Source organism: Paraburkholderia sp. RL17-337-BIB-A (assembly GCF_046025895.1).
GTDB lineage: Bacteria > Pseudomonadota > Gammaproteobacteria > Burkholderiales > Burkholderiaceae > Paraburkholderia > Paraburkholderia fungorum_C.
Genome location: NZ_JARESY010000002.1, coordinates 807,068 through 828,757, shown reverse-complemented (window position 1 = coordinate 828,757; position 21,690 = coordinate 807,068). Strand labels below are relative to the sequence as shown.

18 protein-coding genes and 3 pseudogenes are annotated in these 21,690 nt (G+C 60.7%); 9 read left to right on the top strand and 12 right to left on the bottom strand.

Annotated elements, in window-relative coordinates:
• Positions 1-95: 95 nt before the first annotated feature.
• A pseudogene (locus P0D84_RS24680) lies at positions 96-1,520 on the bottom strand (PhoX family protein); the annotation flags it as partial.
• A gap of 117 nt (positions 1,521-1,637) precedes the next feature.
• Between P0D84_RS24680 and P0D84_RS24675 the strand changes: the two are divergent.
• Entirely contained in the window at positions 1,638-3,083 is a 1,446-nt protein-coding gene (locus tag P0D84_RS24675; protein ID WP_408333720.1) for an IS5 family transposase, read from the top strand.
• A gap of 151 nt (positions 3,084-3,234) precedes the next feature.
• Here the strand turns inward: P0D84_RS24675 and P0D84_RS24670 are convergent.
• Positions 3,235-3,780 (bottom strand): annotated as a pseudogene (locus P0D84_RS24670) (alkaline phosphatase); the annotation flags it as partial.
• Positions 3,781-3,970: 190 nt separating this feature from the next.
• On the bottom strand, positions 3,971-4,543 hold the full coding sequence (locus P0D84_RS24665; RefSeq protein WP_408341262.1) for a hypothetical protein: 573 nt from the start codon (positions 4,541-4,543) through the stop codon (positions 3,971-3,973).
• Positions 4,544-5,173: 630 nt separating this feature from the next.
• On the opposite strand from P0D84_RS24665, the gene P0D84_RS24660 reads away from it, so the two are divergent.
• The 3 genes from P0D84_RS24660 (at position 5,174) to P0D84_RS24650 (ending at position 7,636) form a co-directional block, all read left to right on the top strand.
• Positions 5,174-6,325 carry a porin gene (locus P0D84_RS24660; protein ID WP_408341260.1) on the top strand — a complete coding sequence of 384 codons (1,152 nt, stop codon included), beginning with the start codon at positions 5,174-5,176 and terminating at the stop codon, positions 6,323-6,325.
• Between the two features lie 299 nt (positions 6,326-6,624).
• Positions 6,625-6,978: a sugar ABC transporter ATPase gene (locus tag P0D84_RS24655; protein ID WP_408341258.1), complete on the top strand. Its 354-nt coding sequence runs from the start codon at positions 6,625-6,627 to the stop codon at positions 6,976-6,978.
• 142 nt (positions 6,979-7,120) lie between these two features.
• Complete coding sequence (locus P0D84_RS24650; protein WP_408341256.1) at positions 7,121-7,636, top strand: metal-dependent hydrolase; 516 nt, start codon at positions 7,121-7,123, stop codon at positions 7,634-7,636.
• A 974-nt stretch (positions 7,637-8,610) separates the two neighbouring features.
• On the opposite strand, the gene epsC is transcribed toward P0D84_RS24650, so the two are convergent.
• Positions 8,611-9,537, bottom strand: a complete 927-nt coding sequence (gene epsC / locus P0D84_RS24645; RefSeq protein WP_408341254.1) for a serine O-acetyltransferase EpsC — start codon at positions 9,535-9,537, stop codon at positions 8,611-8,613.
• Between the two features lie 175 nt (positions 9,538-9,712).
• Positions 9,713-9,946, bottom strand: coding sequence for a hypothetical protein (locus P0D84_RS24640; RefSeq protein ID WP_408341252.1), 234 nt, complete (start codon positions 9,944-9,946; stop codon positions 9,713-9,715).
• A gap of 313 nt (positions 9,947-10,259) precedes the next feature.
• Here P0D84_RS24640 and P0D84_RS24635 point away from each other — a divergent pair, with 313 nt between their 5' ends.
• Both P0D84_RS24635 and P0D84_RS24630 read left to right on the top strand, forming a co-directional pair.
• Entirely contained in the window at positions 10,260-10,712 is a 453-nt protein-coding gene (locus P0D84_RS24635) for a DUF3005 domain-containing protein (protein WP_408345960.1), read from the top strand.
• 207 nt (positions 10,713-10,919) lie between these two features.
• Positions 10,920-11,525, top strand: a complete 606-nt coding sequence (locus P0D84_RS24630; protein ID WP_408341250.1) for a short chain dehydrogenase — start codon at positions 10,920-10,922, stop codon at positions 11,523-11,525.
• Between the two features lie 164 nt (positions 11,526-11,689).
• On the opposite strand, the gene P0D84_RS24625 is transcribed toward P0D84_RS24630, so the two are convergent.
• From P0D84_RS24625 to P0D84_RS24605, 5 genes are all read right to left on the bottom strand, one after another.
• Positions 11,690-12,619: an ABC transporter permease gene (locus P0D84_RS24625; protein ID WP_408341248.1), complete on the bottom strand. Its 930-nt coding sequence runs from the start codon at positions 12,617-12,619 to the stop codon at positions 11,690-11,692.
• Complete coding sequence (locus P0D84_RS24620) at positions 12,619-13,506, bottom strand: ABC transporter permease (RefSeq protein ID WP_408341246.1); 888 nt, start codon at positions 13,504-13,506, stop codon at positions 12,619-12,621. The genes P0D84_RS24625 and P0D84_RS24620 overlap by 1 nt, the downstream gene beginning before the upstream one ends.
• Positions 13,503-14,582 carry an ABC transporter ATP-binding protein gene (locus P0D84_RS24615; RefSeq protein WP_408341244.1) on the bottom strand — a complete coding sequence of 360 codons (1,080 nt, stop codon included), beginning with the start codon at positions 14,580-14,582 and terminating at the stop codon, positions 13,503-13,505. Before P0D84_RS24615 ends, P0D84_RS24620 begins: the two co-directional genes overlap by 4 nt.
• Positions 14,583-14,723: 141 nt before the next feature.
• A complete protein-coding gene (locus P0D84_RS24610; protein WP_408341242.1) occupies positions 14,724-15,893 on the bottom strand; it encodes an extracellular solute-binding protein in 1,170 nt (389 codons plus the stop codon).
• Positions 15,894-16,167: 274 nt separating this feature from the next.
• Complete coding sequence (locus P0D84_RS24605; RefSeq protein WP_408341240.1) at positions 16,168-17,112, bottom strand: SMP-30/gluconolactonase/LRE family protein; 945 nt, start codon at positions 17,110-17,112, stop codon at positions 16,168-16,170.
• 907 nt (positions 17,113-18,019) lie between these two features.
• On the opposite strand from P0D84_RS24605, the gene P0D84_RS24600 reads away from it, so the two are divergent.
• The gene (locus P0D84_RS24600) at positions 18,020-18,724 is read left to right on the top strand and encodes a helix-turn-helix transcriptional regulator (RefSeq protein ID WP_408345957.1); all 705 of its coding nucleotides are present in this window, start codon (positions 18,020-18,022) and stop codon (positions 18,722-18,724) included.
• Here P0D84_RS24600 and P0D84_RS24595 read toward each other — a convergent pair.
• Positions 18,708-19,025 carry a helix-turn-helix domain-containing protein gene (locus P0D84_RS24595; protein WP_097395728.1) on the bottom strand — a complete coding sequence of 106 codons (318 nt, stop codon included), beginning with the start codon at positions 19,023-19,025 and terminating at the stop codon, positions 18,708-18,710. The two genes, P0D84_RS24600 and P0D84_RS24595, sit on opposite strands and share 17 nt — an antisense overlap.
• Positions 19,026-19,179: 154 nt before the next feature.
• Here P0D84_RS24595 and P0D84_RS24590 point away from each other — a divergent pair, with 154 nt between their 5' ends.
• A complete protein-coding gene (locus P0D84_RS24590) occupies positions 19,180-19,773 on the top strand; it encodes an acyl-homoserine-lactone synthase (RefSeq protein WP_408341238.1) in 594 nt (197 codons plus the stop codon).
• 371 nt (positions 19,774-20,144) lie between these two features.
• On the opposite strand, the gene P0D84_RS24585 is transcribed toward P0D84_RS24590, so the two are convergent.
• The gene (locus P0D84_RS24585; protein ID WP_408341236.1) at positions 20,145-20,834 is read right to left on the bottom strand and encodes a FadR/GntR family transcriptional regulator; all 690 of its coding nucleotides are present in this window, start codon (positions 20,832-20,834) and stop codon (positions 20,145-20,147) included.
• Between the two features lie 292 nt (positions 20,835-21,126).
• On the opposite strand from P0D84_RS24585, the pseudogene P0D84_RS24580 reads away from it, so the two are divergent.
• Positions 21,127-21,593: pseudogene (locus P0D84_RS24580) on the top strand (universal stress protein).
• The last annotated feature ends 97 nt before the right edge of the window (positions 21,594-21,690 follow it).

Below are 21,690 nucleotides of genomic sequence, written 5' to 3'. Positions count from 1 at the left end.
GCCAGCTGAGGGGGAAACCGCAAATTATCGCGAGAATCCCCCTCGCTGGCGCCTCGGCCAGATGGCCTATGCCGCGTCGCTCGCCCGGCTCGTCCCTATAGCTTGATCGCCGCCGGATCCGCGGTCAGATACCCTACCGCCGCGCCGAAGCGGTCCTTGTAGTTGGTGCGAACCAGCGGTTCGAGCGTACCTTTCACGTCTTTGTGGATATCGCCCCAGTCGCCGGCGTGCTGGAAGTTGCTCATGATGTACGTCCAGCCGTTCAGATCGTCGACGACATGCAGCCCCGTCGCTTCCGCGCCGACCGGTGTCGACAGCAGGCGCGCGAGCTGCCCCGTGTCGACGTTGTAGGCCCACAAAAAGTTGTTGACGTGCTGACCGCTGTCTTCGCCGATAAAGAGCGTGCGCAGCTTCTCCGAAAACTTGAGGTTGTCCGGATTGGCCACTCGCTCAGGATCGCCGGTATTACCCAACGCGTCGCCAGCGATATCCTTGCCTACCAGCAGTGCCTTGGTGTGCACAGGCACCCAGTCGCTATTGATCGCTGCGCCGTCCAGATCTCGCTGACCGCCTCCGAGCTTGTGCTGCATGACGCCCCCGGCAAGCAGCGCCTTGTCGACCGAAATATTGCTCTGGGCATTCCAGCCGCCGACGTTCTTGCCGGTCGGATCCTTGACCATCGAGCCCTGGATGTTTTGCAGCGCCGAGTAGGCGATCTTGTCCTTGATGTTGACCGTGGTCCCTTCCAGCTTCGTGAAGCCCATGCTGCCGCCCGCGAGGAAAGCGTAGCGGTGCGTTTCGAGGAAGCGAGCCGCCTTATCGTTCAGAACCTTGACCCATTGCGCCTTGCCGTCGCCGAAAATCTTCGTGTAGCTGCTGTCGGCTGGATCCGTCCACTTCACGTCCATGACATCGGCCGGCTTCAGGGAGCGGGCCATTGCCTCGATCTCGTCGCTGGTGGCATGACCGAGCTTGACCCAGGCCAGATCAGCGCCCGCGGCGCCCGGATCGATCGAAAAGCCCGCGCCCACCTTCGCCACATACAGCGTGCCGGCGGAGAGATCCTTCTCCTTGTCGGCGACAAACATGAACAGGCCGCTGTTGGTCGCGTCGTCGCCCATCAGCACGGTACGGTTGTCGGGCATCACCTGCACCAGTTCGTGCGAGATGCGGCCGAGGCAATAGTGCTTCTTGATGCTGCCGGTCCCGTCCGGCTTCACCGTGACCTCAGGCAAATGACCATACAGGTAGGGATTGAATTTACTGGCATCGCCATAAAGGTTCTGGGCGAAAGCGGCGTATTGCTCCTTGTTGCCGCTGCTCGTGGCGTAGGTGTCCGGCTCGTACTCCTCGCTCGACAGGTGCGTGTTCCACGGCGACAGGCTGGCGCCGCACGTGATCCACAGGCCGTTGGCGCCCGAGGTGTCGACGTTGTGGTATTTGACCAGCGCCAGCTTGCCGGTGGCCGGGTCCTGATCCAGCGTCAGCACGGCAATCGGCGAGGGCAGGCGGCCGTACATAGTCGGATCTGCAAAAACCTGTGAAGCACCGTCTGGCCTGGCGTAGCAGTTGGTTTTCGGATAACCTGGCTCCCAGGAAGATTATCGAAGAGATAAAAATTCTGGGAGTTTTGGCCGATGAGCACACCGGATTTTTTTCGTAGCCGTCTGGACGCGATGATTGATCTGCGCCACCCACTTGCGGTGCTGGCCACGAGGATGCCGTGGGCTGCCATCGAAGCGAGGCTCGCGCCCCTGTTTGTGCGGCGCTCACGCGATGGCCGGTTAAGCGAAGCGGCGGACCTGTTTGGTGTGAGTTCTAAGGAACTGGCCGGTGGCGTTAGTGCGGCCGGACGTCCGCGCCTGCCAGTGCGGCTGATGGTCGGGCTGCTGTATTTGAAGCACACTTATAACGAGAGCGATGAATCGGTGTGCGAGCGCTGGGCGCAGGACGTGTACTTTCAGTTCTTCTGTGGTGAGGAGTACTTTCAGCCACATCTGCCATGCGACCCGACCAATCTGGTGCGTTTCCGGCAGGCGCTGGGCGAAGGCGGTGTCGAGGAGCTGCTCGCGACGACGATCACGGCGGCGGTGCAGATGAAGGCGGTGAAGCCGGCCGAATTCGAGCGCGTGATTGTTGATACGACGGTCCAGGAGAAGGCCATTGCGTATCCGACTGACGGCCGTCTGCTGGAGGTGGCGCGGGCCAGACTCGTGCAACTTGCGCAACGCGCTGGTCTTGTATTGAAGCAGACGTACGAACGTGAAGGCAAACGGCTGCGTCGCCGCGCCGGCGGCTATGCGCATGCGAAGCAGTTCAGGCGACTGCGGCGTGTACTCAAACGTCAGCGCACCGTATTGGGACGGCTACTGCGCGACATCGAACGCAAGCTCTCTGGAGCCTCAGACGAACGCAAGGCACAACTGCGCGTGTGGCTGGAGCGGGCGTGGCGTATTTGCTGCCAACGTCCAAAGGACAAAAACAAGCTTTACGCCCTGCACGCGCCCGAAGTCGAGTGCATCGGTAAAGGCAAGGCGCGCCAGCCCTACGAGTTCGGCGTCAAGGTAAGCCTTGCGATCACGGAAAAACAAGGGCTGATCGTTGGTGCGCGCACGTTCGCGGGCAACCCATACGACGGCCACACGCTGGCAGAACAACTTGAACAGAGCACCATCCTGTTGCAGGATCTGCCCGGTACGCCGCAACCGAAGACCGTGCTGGTCGATCTCGGGTATCGTGGGGTCGATAATGAGGTATCGTCAGTACAACTTATTCATCGCGGTAAACACAAGAGCCTGACGAGCACGCAGCGACGCTGGCTAAAGCGGCGGCAGGCGATCGAACCGATCATCGGCCATGTGAAGCATGATCACGGCATGCGGCGTTGCTGGCTTAAAGGGCAGGCTGGCGATGCGCTACACGCGATACTGTGTGCTGCGGGGTACAACCTGCGATGGTTGCTGCGCGCAATCGTTCGTCTGCGCCTGGCGCCCGCATTTTTTATCCTCACGACGCTGCAGTGGCTCGTCACTGTCACGCTCACGCCAGCACCGGCTTGCTGGAACCGTCTGCAAAGGCACTGATCCCCTTCGTTGACATCCAGGCGTTCCACTGCCTCGCCGCGCAGACGGAGACTGTGGCCTCTTTGGCCCCATGGAGACGCGCTGATGCGCAAACTGAATTTTTCAGGACCGACTACATATTGTTAGTGTTCAGGCCGGCGTCATCCGTTTTCTGGTCGCGCGTGGTGTATTCGAACTGGACCACCGCGAACACCGCGTTGCCCTTTACGCCGGCAACTTTCGCGCCGTCGATCTTCAGGAGCGATGTGCCGTCCGGTGAGTCTGAAAAGAACTGGCGCCTTTTCGCCGGCACCGAATCGTCGTAGATCGGCTGGTTGTTGATGTCGAAGTAGCCGCCCGCCAGCACCTTGCCGCCCTTGCCATCCGGCACCATGTCGCCAGTCACGAAGAACGGTTGGTAGGCGAGCCTGAAGGCTTTCTTCGAGCCGTCGGCGTACGAAACCGTCAGGCCTGAGCCGACCGTGGTGGTCGCCATCAATGCCGGATTGGCGAGCGACGGCGCGGGCATGCCAGTGAAAGAGGCCGTGCTGAAGTTCGCGACCGGCGCGGCGGGCTTGGCCGGCGCTGCGGCCAGATCATTGCTGCCACCACATGCGCTCAACATTGACGCCGTCGCGAGGCCACCTAACGGCAGCATCGGCGCACCGACGATGAGTTTCAGGGCCTTGCGGCGGGAAAAGTCTAACGGCTCTGCCATGTTGTCGTGATCCAGGGTTTGGGTAGCGTGAGGGAGATGCACAGCCGGCACGCACTCAGACCCAAAACCACATGGTTCACGCCCGCGCCGCTATGACGCGAGGATTCTATGAAACGATTGTGAAAGTATATTGACAGTATTTAGTAATATTATATTCGGCTATTCGTTGGCTAAACTTGCTGCCACCGATCTAGCCCGGACGACGGAATTCGTTTTCGACCCACGCAGCGGCGCTCGCCTTGCTCAGCTTGAAGTTCGGCGCGACCTGCACTTGCGCGAGCTGTTCGCCGAAAGTGTCGAGTGCGGTCAGCAACGCGTACGGTTCGTCTTCGTCGGGGACGATGTCGAGCGTGATGTCGAGTTCGTCATTGCCGTCGGCGCTGGCCACACGCACTTCCTTATGCAACTGGGCGCGCAGTTGCTGTTCATGGCGGCGCAGCACTTCAGACGCGGTTTTCACCAGCGTATTGAACGCCGACGTGTCGAGTGGCTTCGGATCTTTCTTGTTGCGGCCCATCGTCCACGGACCGACGAGCGCCGGCTCCGCTTCGCCGTCCTTGATCATTTCGACAGCCCAGCCTTCATCGTCTTCATTCTTGATGACGCGCGCGGTCCAGCCGTCGTCGCGCCACAGACGCGCTTCGTGCAGGGTTTCGGGCTGGCTTTCCTGCTGGACCTCATTCGGGTCCTGATGGATTTCGGACGCGCCTTCCGTCGTGGAATCAGCAGCGGTGTTGGACGAAGGAAGGGGTGTATCGATCATTACAGGTTTGCTCACAGTCGCAGGGGCGGAAACACATCTCAGGCATGCGATTCTACCCGCCCCGCACGTGCCGAATGCGCCCCTCTGACGAACGGACAAGCCGTGGCATGCTCCTCGCCAATCGAAATAATCTATTTCTCTATTCGCGGGAACTTATAAAACGATCATAAATAAATAAAAAAACGCGACCCGAAGGCCGCGTATAAAAAGATAAAAAAGACACCCCTGGTCAGGGGGTGAAGTGAATTGTAGATCCGTAAGTCGTCTAGAGAAATAATACGGGATTGGAAGAGTGCATTTCAGAAAATCGAATGAACCGAAGCCAACGCGACGATTCGCTCAGATCCTTACTGGGCATTACGCAGCGGAGCGTCGCGATCGAACAACACCCACAATTTGACAAATAATTACAGCACTATCTCATACAAAGATTTTCTCTTTTATTTACTCGCACTTACGCAACTCCAAATCCGCTATTACGAATTCGAAAATGAATTGTTGCGCCATATGCTCTTAAAGACACGAATAGCAGGAATACACTTCGCAGCGGATCGTCAGGCAGCCGGCGCAATCGCCTGTTAGCACTGGAATGCGATTCTCCATGCACTGTCCCCCCGGAGTTATCTGAACATGAAAAAAACCCTCATCGCTGCAAGCCTCATGGGCGCGTTCGCCATCACCGCTCACGCCCAAAGCAGCGTCACGTTGTACGGCACGCTGGACGCCGGTCTCGTCTACTCGAACAACCAGAGCGGCCACAGCAACTGGCAACAAGGTAGCGGTTCGGTGTCGAACACCTACTTCGGCCTGCGTGGCAACGAAGACCTCGGTGGCGGTCTGCACGCGATCTTCACGTTGGAAAACGGCTTCAACCTGAACAATGGCGCGGACACGGAAAGCGGCGCGATGTTCAATCGTCAGGCTTTCGTCGGTCTTAAGAGCGATCAGTACGGTGCGCTCACGCTCGGCCGTCAATACGACTCCGTGGTCGATTACCTCGCGCCGCTGTCCGAAGCCGGCGCCGGCTACGGCAACAACCTGGCCGCTCACCCGTTCGATAACGACAATCTGGACAACTCGTTCTCGGTCAAGAACGCCGTGAAGTACACGAGCGCGAACTACGGCGGCCTCAAATTCGGCGGCCTGTACGGCTTCAGCAATTCGGCCGGCCAGTTCTCGAACAACCGCGCATGGAGCGCCGGCGCTTCGTACGACAACGGTCCGTTGAGCGTTGCCGCGGCTTACCTGCAATTGAACAATTCGGGCAGCTCCAATCTGAGCGGCGCGGTCTCGCAAGGCGACGGCACCGCAGCTGTCGCGGCGAACCTGCAACGCACGTTCGGTGCGGGCATCAACTACACCTACGGCCCGGCTACTGCTGGCTTCGTGTACACGCATACGCAACTGGACGGCATCACCGGCGTGGATGTGGGCGGCGTGACGCTGCCCGGCGTGTCGGGCACGAACCTGCACCTGGACAACTTCGAGTTGAACGGCAAGTATGCGTTGACGCCGGCACTGAGCCTCGCGGCTTCGTACACCTTCACCAACGGCAAGATGTCGGGTTCGAACGGCTCGGGCGATCCGAAGTGGCAGACGGTGTCGTTGCAAAGCGACTACTCGCTGAGCAAGCGCACCGATGTGTACGTGGAAGGCGTGTACCAGCATGCGTCCGGCGAACTCGGCAACTTCGGCGCGAACGTGGCGTCGATCAACACGCTGGCGCCGTCGTCGACCGGCAACCAGGTTGCTGCGGCTGTCGGCGTGCGTCACCGCTTCTAAGTCTTTCTGGCTGCATGTGCGTGCAAAGCGGTGTACCCATCCGCTTTGCAACCGAACCCGCGCGAGACACGATCACGCGCGGGTTTTTTTCATGGGGCTTACGTTCTTACGTTTCGACGTAGCCATAGTGACGGCGCAAGCGCGCGGTGGGTATACTGAGGCCGGCTGCCTTCCTTGCCGCAACGTCGCTGCGGCTGAACGGCGGCTTCGTCGCGAAGCATGGCGTTGCGTTCAATCGCGGCGCGCTTCGCCCGCGCCCCAAGTTCCCGTGCACGACCGGGGACGCCGACGATCGGACCATGAAAAGACTTCTCCTGCTTGCCCCTGCTGCTGCCGTCACCGCTTTTCTCGCTGCCTGCGGTTCTTCCAGCGGCCCCGTCCGCGACGCGTCCCAGCCGATGATGTACGTGTCTTCGCAGCGCGCCCCCGCCTATATCGCCGATTGCCTCGAAAGCAAGCTCTCACGCGTGCGTATGTCGCACGTAGGTGACGCGACTGAGATCGCGGTCGGCTCGGATTCGAACAACTCGTATTTCGTCACGCTGACGCCGCTCAACGCCGGCTCGGTCATCAAGGTGATGCATCCCGCGAATGCGCCGGACGATCCGCCGGAGCCGGAAATGCGCTTCGATATTGCGCGTTGCGCGACCTGAGTTTCTGGTCGCACCCCTGCGTTGTGGAAGGCCATGCCGATGCGCGAGTTTTTATCTCGCGGATCGGCTATTTTTTTATCCGGGCATCTGCGAACATAGCCGCCCTTTAGCTTTTATCCGGCGCGCTGCGTCGTGAGATTCGATGGCATCCAAAAAAGCACATCACGCGACCGGGTTTTCAGCCGGTGTCATCGCGGCGGCGATTGTCGCTCGGCTCGGCGGCGACGATTTGTTTCATATCGGCGTGTTGTTGAGTTTTATCGCCGGGGTGGCGGGGAGTACGGCGCCGGACTGGTTGGAGCTGGCGTGGTGGTCACGTGCGCGAAGGCTGTGGATTACGCATCGTACGTTGACGCATTGGGGTGTGGGGTGGGGAGTGTTGTTCGCCGTTTCTTATCATTGGATTGGGCGGTCTATTTATGCTGCGCCGGCGTTTGGGTTTGCCTGTGGTGGGGTAATGCATCTGTTGGCCGATTGGCCCAATCCTTTGGGAGTGCCGTGGATCGCCCGGCGGCATTCTTTGAATCTTTGGAAAAGCGGGCATTGTGATTTGATCGTTGTTGCGGGGTCTTGGGTTGTGGCCTGGTTTGTTGGGATGCATGTTTGGGTGCATGGGGTGGAAGGGGTTTCGGTTTTGCGGTATTTGCGGGTGGGGTGAGGGGGGTGGTTTTTTTTGCCTTCGCGGCGGGTTTTTTTTGCCTTCGCGGCGGGTTTTTTTTGCCTTCGCGGCGGGTTTTTTTGCCTTCGCGGCGGTTGGGGTTTTTGGGGGACTGCGGCGGTGGGGCTTTCTTGATCTGGCTGGTGCCTGCGTGGCGTTTATTGTCTGTTTGCCTACGGTGTTGGCCTTTTCTTGAACTGGCTCTTTGGCCTTTCCTTGAATTGATATTGGTCTATTAGTGTTGCCCCTGTGCGGGGCGGCACTTACTTTCTTTGCCGCCGCAAAGAAAGATAAGCAAAGAAAGCGGCTCACACCGCCAGCGCATAAGCGGGTCCCTCGCGCAGCTACGGTAGTGGTGCATCTGGAATCTGTGTTCTCGCACATCCGGCGTCAGTGACAAGGCAGTCTTACTTCCCGCCTCACACTACGTGCTCGTCGGAACGGCACATCATAAAGGTCGGTGGGTCCGCTCGGGACATTTCACGCCTTACACTGCGTACTTGTCGGAACGGGACATCGGGAAGACCGGTGGGTTCGCTCGGGACACTTCACGCCTCACACTACGTGCTCGCCGAAACGGGACATCGGGAAGACCGGTGGGTTCGCTCGGGACGGTTCACGCCTCACACTGCGTGCTCGTCGGAACGGGACATCGGGAAGACCCGTGGGTTCTCTCGGGACACTTCACGCCTCACACTACGTGCTCGCCGAAACGGGACATCGGGAAGACCAGTGGGTTCGCTCGGACTTGTGGGAGTCGTCGGCTCTGTTCGACAAGGGTGTCATGTTTTCGGCTGTGCTGCGGGCGCCGAAAGATGCTTCGGTACTTCACTGCTCTCGTCGATGGACAGCATGTTTAGTCCCCGCTCAAACAATTGCCTGGGTTATGAGCGCGTCGCGCAAGCGTAGTTGGCAGGCGTAATCCCCAGCAATCGTACGAACGCTATGGAACGACGCGCGAGCCGGCCCCTTCCTCAGCCTCGTCCGTCGTCCGTACGCTCGCCCTCGCGGATCTTGCCTTGCGATACGCTGCTGCCCGGAGGCACGCTATGCGTGAGCCACACATTGCCGCCAATCACCGAGCCGCGCCCAATCGTCACGCGGCCCAGAATCGTCGCGCCCGCATAAATCACGACGTCGTCTTCAACGATCGGATGACGCGCGTTGCCCTTGATCAGCGCGCCGTCAAGGTCCGCCGCGAAGCTCTTCGCGCCAAGCGTCACGGCCTGGTAGACGCGCACGCGCTCGCCGATGATCGCGGTCTCGCCGATCACGACGCCCGTGCCATGGTCGATAAAGAAACTCGGGCCAATCGTCGCGCCCGGGTGAATGTCGATACCGGTCGCGGAGTGCGCGATCTCGTTGATGAAGCGCGCAAGCAAGGGCACGCCGAGGCGATGCAGCGCATGCGCAAGTCGATGGTGCGTCATCGCCCACACGCCGGGATAACAGAGCAGAATTTCCGTAATGTGCTGCGCAGCCGGGTCGCCGGTAAAAGCGGCCTGAATGTCGCTGACCAGCAACGCACGAATGCCCGGTAACTGCGTGCCGAATTCGCGTGCGACGTTGAAGGCGCGCTCCCGCAAATCCGCATCGGGCGTTTCACCGAACTCGGGCAGGAAACGCAAGGCGCGCCGTATCTGTTCGGCAAGCAATCGCAACGTGCTTTCGAGCGTGTGGCCGACGTAGTAGTCGACCGTTTCGTCGGTGAGATCGGGGGCGCCGTAGTGCGTGGGAAATAACGCCGCGCGCAAACCGGCGACAATGCCGATCACCGCTTCGCGCGACGGCAATTCGCGAATGCCGAGCGGATGCCGCGTGCGATGCAATTCTTCACGCGAAGCACGCAAGTCCGCGACGATCTGTTCGAGACCCCAGTTGTGGGTAGGCACGTTAGGCATAAAGCACGGTTCAGGGTGAGGGTCCCAAGAGATTACCGCGTTTTGCCACGGCTCGCGCAGCGCGCCACGATTGCCCGCATACAGCCCCTGGCGCGCCGGTGTGCTTCAGATGGTCATGCTGCTCACGCAGCGCCACACGACCGCCCGGCATGCAGGCCCGCAGCGGGACCTTGCTTCAGATGGTCACGCTGCTCGCATCGATCCAGCGCACCGCCCAGTCGCGTGCATGCGCGATGGCGGTGGCTTCGTCCTGAAAACGCAGGTCAGTGGGGAAAAAACGGTTGGCGACCAGTTCGCCGTCGCTCGAGCGGGAGATGACTACATAAGGTTGCCAAGTACCATCGCACGCGCGCGCCGGCGCGCAATTCAGCAAATAGCCGCGATGTGTGAATGCAGCATCGAAGTGCATGTGTCACCCGCCCTGACGGCCCCGTAAAATGTTTTGAGCAGCGCGCGTCTGTGGGTGCCGGCCATGTAAAAACAACCGAACGCATGCCACCAACGCATGTCTCCAATTGAGCCGCGCTTCGCTCGTCGGAGTAAGATCATACTCTGTAGAAAATACGCGTCCATTAAAAAAAACGAAAAGAATTCTGGACGCAATCGCCTGCTGAAATGCCGTATGCGTAAGCGCGGCGCGACTCACGCGCATGCAGGCATAGTGCGAGGCGGAACGGGTTTTGCTGCACTTCAACCATGTCCTCTTCAATGGAGAATGCATGATGAACAGCGATATCAACAAGCCAGCAGACGCGAGCAAACAGCCGGGCACCACCGGCCCGAGCACGACGGAACTGCACAACGACCGCACGCACGACAGCACCGTCGACACCGACGGCAAGAATCTCGAGGCGGCGCGCATCGCCGGCCACAGCCCGATCTCCCCCGACGAAATCACGACGACCAACGCGACGCTCAGCAACAGCGTGCCGGAGGCGCACGACGGCATGGCCGGCTTCGACAGCCGGATTGGCGGCAATCATCTTTTGCTGGCGCTCGAGCCAGGCTATACGGTCATCGACAAAGGCATGATCGAGCCACAAGGCGTCTATTCAGCAGATCATCAGTTCGATGACCCGCGCCCAGTCGGCAGCCGCAGTGAACGTGGACGCATTCACTACGCCCTGAATCATCTGCGGCCCACTCGTCTGATCGAATTACATCGGGTGAAATAAGGTTTCGCGCGGCGCGTATTCGTTTGAATTACGCCGCTTGTGCCGAATACTCAGTCAATTCGAAAGCGCGCGCCGTTTGAATGACGGTGCGCGTTTCATCGTGGATTAGAAACTCGGGGTTGCAGGACCTGCAAGCCGAACAGGCTTTTTCCGTGCGCCGAACCCAGACACAATCGACTGCAGGTCCAAACCTCAACGGAGCAGCACATGAAAAAGATCGTCGTGATAGGCGCAACCGGCACCATCGGCCAGGCAGTCAGCGCGGCATTGAAAGCGCGCCATGAAGTCATCGAAGTGGGTGCGACGCGCGGCCAGTATCGCGTCGACAGCACCGACCCGGCCAGCATCGAGCGGCTCTTTCGCGAGATCGGCAAGGTGGACGGCGTTGTCACCGCCATGGGAAAGGTGCATTTCGGCCCGCTGCCGGAGATGAGCGTCGAGCAGTTCTGGGTGGGGTTGCGCGACAAACTGATGGGGCAGATCAACGTGGTGCTGACGGCCCAGCAATACATGAATGACGGCGGCTCGTTCACGCTGACGAGCGGCATTATCGCCGACGAACCGATTCGCGAAGGCGCGAACGCAACCACCGTCAATCTGGCCCTGGAAGGTTTCGTGCGAGGCGCCGCAATCGAATTGCCGCGCGGCATTCGCATCAATCTGGTGAGCCCGACGGTATTGACCGAAGCGCTCGACGCTTATGCGCCCTACTTCCGCGGCTTCGAGCCCGTGACCGCCGAGCGTGCAGCGCAGGCTTATCTGCGCAGCGTCGAAGGCGCGCAAACAGGCCGTGTGTATCGCGTGGGATATTGAACCCTTAGCCAGCTCAGTGAATCTCCGGCTCGTCTGCTCCGCGATGTCTTTCGTCGTCCCCGCATCCTCCAACCCCCAAGGGGGACTTCCTCCGGGGCGAGAAACGTCTTCGCAGCGAGGGACTTCGTTCGGGGCGTGCTTCCGCGAGTCGGTGCCTCGTTGCTTCAGCGCTTCTGCTCCTTCACGCGCGACACGATCTGCGTCGGGCTGACGAATTGCAGCGCGATCAGCACCCAGATCAGCGTGATCGCCATGTAGATCATCGCCATCGCGTCGATCGATTGCGGTGCGCGCACGCCGGTTGAAAAGACAGCGTAGTACAACGCGACCACCAGCGTTTGCGTCGCGGGACCGGCTGTGAAGAACGTCAGTTCGAACATGCCGATGGTGCGCACCAACACCAGCAGCCCAGCCGCCAACATGCCGGGCACCAGCAAGGGCAGCAGCACGTAACGGAAATAGCGGAATGTGTTCGCGCCGAAAATGCGCGCGGCCGATTCGAGATTGGGATCGATCTGCTCGATGAATGGCGTCATCACGAGGATCACGAACGGCAGCGCCGGCACGAGATTCGCAAGAATCACACCGCTTAGCGTACCCGCCAGGCCGACCTTGTACATCGCCGTCGCCATCGGAATGCCGTATGTCACGGGCGGCACCATCAAGGGCAACAGGAAGACCAGCATCGCCACGCGCTTGCCGCGAAACTGCACGCGCGCGAGCGCATACGCCGCGGGCACGCCGAGTACGACCGACAACACCACCACCGCGCCGACCACTTCGACGGTGACCCACAACACGCTCGCCAACTGGAAGTCGCTCCACGCCTGCGCATACCAGTGCAGCGTGAAGCCTTGCGGCAACAAGGTGCCGAACCAGCGCGTCGCCACCGAATTCACCGCGACGGTCGCAATCAGCAGCACCACGTTGATGAGAAAAAACACCATCGCGCCCCACACCAGCACGTGCCAGATGCGGCCCGGCACACTGGCGCGCTGCTTCACGCGCTTGCTGGGCTGCTGCGCGCCGTCGTTGTTTTCATTCGGTGAAGGCGCGGACCACGAAGGACGCGCGGCGCGATGATCGCTAGCCATCAGCCTTTGCCTCCTGTCACCGGACCGCTGTAGAAGAAGCGGCGCGCACCGAGCATGCCGGCAACCACCAGCAGTTGCACGAAGCCCATCACCATCGCGATCGCCGAAGCAAGCGAATAGTCGTAGCTTTCGAACGCGGCTTCGGCTGCGGCAATCGACATCACGCGCGTCGGGCCGGCGGGCGCCCCCAGCAGCACTGCCGATGGAAACACCGAGAACGCCTGCACGAACGATAAACACGCGGCCATCGTCAAACCGGGCACCAGCAGCGGCAGATAGATGCGGCGAAACTGCTGCCACGGGCTCGCGCCGAGCGTGGCGGCGGCGCTCGCGAGCGTCGGATCGATGCCGGTCACGTACGACAGCGTCAGCAGAAACGCAAACGGAAAACCCGACACGATCAGCGAGATCAGCACGCCCCAGAAGTTATGCGTCAGACGCACTTCATCGGTATAGAGGTGCAATCCGTGCAACGCTTGCGGAAGCCAGCCGTTCGGTCCGAAGTACGTGAGCATGCCGTCGGCGATCAGCACGGTGCCGAGCGTGACGGGAATCACCAGCAGCGTCGTGACGAATTTCTGATAAGGCGAATTGCGGCGCAGCGCGAACGCCACGGGAACCGACACGCCGACATTGATCAGCGTTGCCGGCACAGAGAGCTTGAGCGTGACGAGAATGGTCGGCCACATCGACGTGTCGGTAAAGAACGTCAGATAGTTGGCCCACGGTCCGCCGCCGTTCATCGGCCGGAACGACAGCACCAAACCATACGCGAACGGATAGATGAACAACGCGACGATGAAGATCAAAGCCGGCGCGACCAGCCACGCCTTGGCGTCGCGCGGCGCAAATGGTCCGCCTGGCGGCGACAGCGTGGGCGTGTTCATGCGGCCTCTCCGTCATAGACGAGCGTGCGCGACGGTGGTACGCGCAAGCTGATGCGTTCACCCTCTGCGAACTCTCCCGCGATGCGCGCCCACAAGTCGCCGAACGCGGTCTTCACCCGCAGCAGTGAATCGCGGCCGCCGTATTCCACCGTTGTCACCAGCGCGTCGAAGGCGTTTTCCACCCCAGGTGCCGCACGCTCCATATCCTCGGGGCGCAAGGCGACGCTCACGCGCTTGCTGTTGAAACCGGCCATCGGCATGCCGATCAGACGCACGCCGTTGGCGTTGACCGCAACGCCCTCGCCCCACGGGCCTTCGAGCGCGAATTCAGCCACGTTGCGATAGCCCATGAACCGCGCCACATGCAAATTCTGCGGCCGCGTATAGACCTCTTTCGGCGTGCCGATCTGCTGCACCACGCCCTCTCTCATCACGACGATGCGATCAGCCATGGAAAGCGCTTCGTCCTGATCGTGCGTGACGTAGAGCGTCGCGCGTTCGAGCTGGCTATGGATGCGGCGAATCTCCGCGCGCATTTCAATCCGCAGTTTCGTATCGAGATTCGACAGCGGTTCGTCCATCAGGATCAACGGCGGCTCGATCACGATCGCCCGCGCTATCGCCACGCGTTGCTGCTGACCACCGGAAAGCTGTCCGGGCAGCTTGCGTTCATGGCCAACCAGTTGCACGAGCTGCAACGCTTCACGCACCCGGCGCACGGCCTCGCTCCTGCCGACACCGCGCATCTTCAGGCCGAAGCCGACGTTATCGAGCACGCTCATATGCGGAAACAGCGCGTAGCTCTGGAACACCATGCCGAAGCCGCGCTTCTCCGGCGGCAGCACGTCGATGCGTTTCTCGTCGAGCCAGATCCCACCACCGCTCAACGGCTGCAAGCCGGCGATGCAATTGAGCGCCGTCGACTTGCCGCAACCGGACGGCCCCAGCAACGCAATAAATTCGCCACGCTGGATATTCAGATCGAGACCTTGCAACGCCGCGACCGCGTGGCCTTCCGCATTCGTGAAACTGCGGCTCACCGAATCGAGCCGCAACTGTTCAAAGTGATGCTTCATGGCGTTTCCTGATACAGGTGGCGCACGAATCGCGAAGGGCCGATCGAACGGATGCGCGTGATACTTCCTGGCGGCTTCCTGCGTGCATGACGCGCGAATCCCGGCGGACCGGCCGCGCGGGTGCCCGCACTCGGTCATCGACTACTTGGTCTTCTGCGCGCCGACGTCGCTGTCCCACTTCTTGAAAGCCGCGACCATCGCGGTCGCACTCAGCGGCAAGACATGCGGACGCTCGGCCAGAAGCTTCGCGTATTCCGGCCGGCCGTATTTCTTCAGCACGTCCTGGCTATGCGCGGGCGCTTGCTCGACACTCACGCCCTTGATCGCGGGGCCAGGGTAGAAATAGCCATCGTCATACGTCATGGCCTGTTGCGCCGGTTCGAGCATGAAGTTCATCAGCTTGTAGATCACGTCGAGCTTTTCCTTCGGCACGCCCTTCGGAATCACCATGTAGTGCGCGTCGTTCACCCACGTCATGTTGTCGAATGCCTGCACACGGAATTCCGCCGGCACGATGCCAAGCGCGCGCGGATTGATGTCCCAGCCCGTGACAGTCACCGTCATGTCGCGCGTGCCTTCGCCGAGCTCTTTCATCACCGCCGATGTGCCGCCCGGATAGTAAGGAATGCAGTCATTCAGTTGCTTGAGGAAGGCCCACGTCTTGTCCCAGCCGTGAATCGGATCTTGCGGATCCTTGTCGCCGAGTATGTAAGGCAAGCCCATCAGGAACGTGCGGCCCGGACCCGAGTTCGCCGGCCGCGCGTAGATCAGCTTGTCCGGATGCGCCTTGCACCATTGCAGCAGTTGCTCAGGCGTTTTGGGTGGATCGCTGACTTTGGCGGGGTTGTATTCCAGCAACGGACCCGCCGGCATATAAGCGACTTCGAGACCGTAGCCTTGCGCGAGCTCCTGCATCTTGCGCGGACCGGGCGCGTATTTGTCGAGCACGCCCGGGAATGCCGCTGCATTGTCCGGCAATAGCTTTATCCAGAGATTCTGTTCGATGCCAGCCGCCAGCGCGTCGGTGCCAGTCAGGACGAGATCGATATCGGAGCGGCCGGCGCCCTGCATCGCCTTGATCTTGCCGGGCAACTGCGGGGCGGGCGCGTTGGTAAACGTGAGATTGGCGACCAGATTCGGATACTTCGCCTTGAAGGCCTCGAAACCCTTTTGCGTGAGCTGAAGATCGCCGGCCACGTCGACGATATTGAGCGTTACCGGATCCGCGGCGTGCGCCGCGGATGCACATGCGGCGCTTGCCACGAGACATACGGACACCAGTCTGAGCGCCAACCTGCCTGAAACAGTCATTGCGTCTCCTCGCTTCTTGGTATGGAAGTCCGCCGGTCAGATGCGCTGCCGACGGTGTCTATCTACCAATGGAACATAGCGAAGCGGAACTGTTGATGTCAAGCAAATACTCGCCGCGGTGTCCGGTGCACGAAATTGGCCATTTTGTTACGCAATCCTTGTGGTTCAATGGTTTGCGCGTTTTATACAAGGGCAAACCCGGAGTCGGCGGGCGAGTGGCGCACCGGGTTGTCGGGCAAGTCACACTTACGCTGTGCGTTCAGGCTGCCCGCACTCACCCGCCCTGAACGCCCTGCGTATTCACATACAGCGAATACAACCCGTGGCTTGCCGCCATGAACAACCGATTGCGATGGCGTCCGCCGAAGCACACGTTCGCGCAGCGTTCCGGCAACGCGATATGGCCGATCGGCTCGCCCTGCGGCGTGAAGACACGCACGCCGTCGAGTTCGTCGGTGCCCATGCCCCAACCGCACCAGAGATTGCCGTGAACGTCGACGCGAAAGCCATCCGGCGTGCCCGGGCCGGCGTCGATCAGCACACGGTTGTTCGACAGCGCGGCGCTATCACCGCCTGCGTCGACGTCGAACGCGCGGATCTTGCGCGGCACGCCACGCGATTCGACGATGTACAGCACCGATTCATCCGGTGAAAAAGCGAGGCCGTTCGGGCCCAGTATGTCGTCGGCGACTACCGTCACTTCGCCGGATTGGCCGTCGATGCGATACACACACGCAGGCAGTTCCGACTCCTGCCGCTCGCCCTCATAAAAGCCGTCGATGCCGAAGGTCGGATCGGTGAACCAGATCGAACCGTCCGACTTCACGACCACGTCATTCGGCGAATTGAAACGCTTGCCGCGATAACGGTCGGCGAGCACGGTGATCGAGCCATCGTACTCCGTGCGCGTGACGCGGCGCGTCAGGTGCTCGCAGCTGACGAGGCGGCCCTGGCGGTCGCGCGTATGGCCGTTCGCATTGTTCGACGATTGGCGAAACGTGGTCACGGCACCGCTGGTTTCGTCCCAGCGCAGGATGCGGTCGTTGGGAATGTCGCTCCACAGCAGATAGCGGCCGTCGCCGAACCAGACCGGGCCTTCCGACCAGCGCGCGCCCTGATACAGACACTCGACGGAAGCGGACGCGAGGATCAGCGACTTGAAGCGCGGATCGAGCACACGGATGGAGGGATCGGGATAGCGGCGGTTGTTGTCGGTCATACGTAGGCTTTGGGTGATGAAAGTGGATGGGGAAAGCAGGCGGCAGCGCGTTGCGCCCGGCATGCCGATATGCTGCGGCGCAGGCGAGCGTGATCGACGCTAACGGGACGTCGGTACGACATCGCTGCAACGCGGGCTTCCGCGCGAACTGACGCTCCGATGCAGGCAGGACCTGCGTCGCAGGATCAATCTTCGCATGATGTTCGGGCGGCGTCGAACTGCGTAGCGGCAGGATCGGCCCCATGCCGGCAATCCTGGAGAACGTGACCGCGTCGTGCAGCATGCGATCAGCGAATTTCGCCGCGAAGGTTTCGAGCCCTTGGCCGCAGGCACGGATTGCAGCATGCGGCGCGGATAAGGATCGTCCGCGGGGTTGTCGCGGCCTCGCAAATGTTGTCAAACGACTTGGCCGCTGCTGTCATCGCGTTACCTGGGGCGGCGTTACGGCGAGAAAGCGAAGTTGGCAACCTGCAGGGGCGTCGCTTTTATATGACAATAGCGCGCAACAGGGGATGTTCATGAATATCGGAGGGTTAAGCGGAGTTAGCCAATTCGGCAATTAGCATAGTTTCGCCCGAAGGTTCGACATACACGGCCATTCAAATTGGTTTGACAATAACATTGCCAATCAGAAAATCATGAAAAGCGCTACTACGAGAAAATTACCCACTTTATCGACCCGTGAATGTTAATCGGATCAAAAAATCCGTTATAAGGAGTCGTTCACTGATTCGGCGGACCCGCGCTGGTGATGTTTTTAGAAATCGCCCTCGGCTTGAAAAATGATTTTTAGTGATAGATTGTGAAGATAAAAAAACGGCCGGACGGAATGCCGTACCGCAATTAAACGCAACGGGATGTTTGCGAGTCCAAGAGAACTAAATTGTCGCTACATTTTATCGAGGAAATGGCGCCACTACTGAACGCCGCAGATGAGGCGGAATGGTTCAGTGCAATCACGGGCCTTGCCGATACGTGGGGTTTCGACCGGCTTTTGATCGCCATGCTGCCGCGTCCGACCATTCGCCTTGAAGACGCCTATGTGCGCAGCACCTACTCGCCGACGTGGCGGCGCACCTACGACGAGCAGGGGCTCGTCCACATCGATCCGACTGTTGCGCATTGCGCGACGCGCTCCGCGCCGCTGATCTGGTCGCCGGACATTTTTACGACCGCGCCGCAGCAGTCGATGTACGAGGAAGCCCGTGCGCACGGCCTGCGCGCGGGTGTGACGTTGCCAATTCATGGGCCGAACCAGGAAGCCGGCATGATGTGCTTCGTCAACGACAGCAACCCAACCGACGCCTTCTGGCGCCATGTCAACGTTGCGTTGCCGAATCTGGTGTTGTTGCGCGATCTGGTGATCGATACCAGTCAGCGCCATTTGAATACGCACGCTCAGACCTTATTGCCCAAGCTCACGCCGCGCGAACGCGAATGTCTGAAATGGACCGCGCGCGGCAAATCCACATGGGAAATCTCCCATATCCTGAGTTGTTCGGAGGCCGTGGTGAATTTCCACATGAAGAACATCAGGACCAAGTTCGGTGTGAATTCGCGACGCGCGGCGGCCGTGATCGCCGCGCAGTTGGGGCTTATTGACCCGGGTTGAGCAAGGCGGCTGCGTCGCGGCTGTACAGCACCCGCTCGGCGCGGCCCAGATCGGCGTCGGAAACAGTTTTGGTGAAGTAGAGACCCAGCAGGATGGAGACCGGTGCCGGAATCTCGGCGCCCGATTCGAACCGGCTACCCCGTGACTGCGTCACGCCGAAGCGTGCCCAGAAGCGGCGCTGGCTCTCTTTTTTCTTCTTGCGGTAGGCGATGATCAGAACGCGATCCACCGCCGACGAAGGCTCCGCCGGACGGGTTTGGACAGAGGGTTGTGCTTGCCAGTGATTTTCGAGAAGTTCCATTTTTAGGTCCCGTCGGTTGAGGGCTGAGGCTTATCTCGAATTCTGCGTTATCCGATAAGCATGCACACCTATCCAGGTAGGTAGGTGGCAGAACGATTCAAAATGCATAAGTTTCCTTGCGTATTGGGTATTCCAACACGTTCAGGAGAACGTCATGCAAACAGCGATCCGGATTGGTATGCGGCAAGAATTCGACAACGCGGACATCAACGAGATGTACCGCCTGCGGGCTCGGGTCTTTCACGGGCGGCTCGGGTGGGACATCCCGACCATTGCGGGTATGGAGATCGACGGCTACGACGCGCTCGGGCCTCACTACATGCTGATTCAGGGCGACGACGGCCAGGTGCGGGGCTGTTGGCGCCTGATGCCGACTGAGGGGCCAAACATGCTGAAGGACACCTTCCCGCAACTGCTGCATGGCGCGGATGCGCCGGTCGGGCGGCATATCTGGGAATTGAGCCGGTTCGCGATCGAAACCAGTGGCGAGGAGCAATCGTTCGGCTTTGCCGACCTGACGATGCAGGCAATTCACGAACTCGTAACGTTCGCCGACCGGATGGGCATCACGCGCTACGTCACGGTGACCACCACGCCGATCGAACGGCTGCTGCGCAAGACCGGGATCGACATCAGCCGGCTTGGGTCGCCGCTGCAGATCGGCGTGGAACGGGCGGTGGCACTGGATATCGCGGTCAGTCCGAAGACCCGCACAGCCCTGTTCGGACCGATGGCTGCCGCCGCTTAGCGTCTGCGGCGAGTCGGCTCCGGAGTGTGGTTGCCCGCCTGGCCGCAGGTACGCGGAGTGTGGTTGCCCGGGGTGCGGCTCGCCTGGCCGCAGGTAGCCGGGGTGCGGTTGCCCGCTGCCCGGAGTGCCGTTGCAAGGAGATTGCTGCGGCTGCGGCTGCGGCTGCCGCAGCCGGGTGCGGGTGCGGGTGCGGGTGCGGGTGCGGGTGCGGGTGCGGGTGCGGGTGCGGGTGCCGGGTGCGGGTGCCGGGTGCGGCTGCCGGGTGCCAGGCGCCAGGCGCCAGGTGCCCGTTGCAATGTTGAGCTTGCCCGGCGGCAGCAAACTGGCCCCTATCCCGCAGTCGCGGCCCGCGGGAGGCGACGCGCGGAATATCAGGAACCGAACATCCGCTCGAGCGCATTCTCCAGGTGCGCGCGCATCGCCCTCCCAGCAGCCGGGCCGTCCTTACGGCGGATCGCCTCCAGCACGGCCAGATGTTCGGCCTGCACGAGCCGGCGCCGCTCCAACGTCTTCACGAGCGACAGATTGCGCGACAGGTTCATGCTGAACAGAATCTGTTCTTCGATGAACGACATGACCGTGATGAAAAACGGATTCTTGGACGCGCGCGCCACCGCCAGGTGAAACGTGAAGTCGTCCTGTACGCCGATGCCATGCGTTTCAATGATGCGTTCCAGTTGGTCCCATGCATGCTGGATCGCGGCGATGTCGTCGGCGTCGGCCTTGAGCGCCGCCTGTTCGGCCGCGCCCGCTTCGGTCACGATGCGAAATTCATAGCAGCGGCGGATGTCCGACAGCGTTTCGAGCGGCGCAAAGCGGCGCACATCCGGGTCCGGCCGCCGCGCAACCGTGGTGCCCGAACCGTGCCGCGTCATGATGATCCCGTCCGCGCGCAAGCGCGCGAGCGCTTCGCGCACGGTCGGCCGTGACGTTGCAAAGCGTTCGGCCAATGCATGCTCGGTGGGCAGCCGCTCGCCTTCCTTATACTCGCCTTCAAGAATGCGATTGAGTATGTCGCTGTAGATCTTGTCGGGCAAACCCGTCGTTTTACGCTCGTTCATCAGCGGTGCGAAAGCAGCTTGTCTGAATAGGTTTTGATTGTAAGGCAAACCTGGCCCTATCTTCGCTCGATATATGTGCCCTGGTCTCACAGGAATAGCGCAAGCGCCCACTACACGGTGTTTGCCGCGTGAAACGCTGCCATCCTGAAATTTGATAAGTATTTGATTTACATCCTGACTGGATGCATCTTTTTCAGCGATCATTTAAGCTCGCATCGATAATAAATCGATCGTCAATGAGCCAGGCTGGGCAAACGGCCATGGCATCCGAATCATCAGACGCGGAGTCGATATGTACACACGCATCCTTGTAGCGGTCGACGGCAGCCACACCTCGCGCCGTGCATTGAAGCAGCGCTCGCGCTCGCGAAATCCACCGGCGCCGTCATGCAACCGTTCTACGTGGTCGAAAATACGCCGATGTATTTCGAAGCGCCCGGTTACGACCCGTCCGTTCTGCGTCACCGCCTGATCGAAGAGGGCAAGGAACTCGGCGCGGAATTCGCCCAGGCGATGGCGGCGCAAGGCGTCAAGGGTGAACTCGTGGTGGGCGAGGCCTCCTCGCTCGATGATGTTTCGGTGGTCGTGCTAAAGGCTGCCGCTGAGTTCAACGCCGATCTGCTGGTGATGGGCACACATGGCCGGCGCGGTTTTCAGCGACTGATTCTCGGCAGCGTGGCCGAGCGCTGCGTGCGCCAGGCGAGCCTGCCCGTCCTGTTGATTCCGTCCGCGGCAGGCAAGGAAAGCGAAGCCATCTGAACGCGCGGTGACACACATTGCAAATCGCGTGCTTACCGCATGGGGCGGCACGCGCCGCTCCTATCTCCAAAATCAGAGCAGAACACGTTCGCCATGA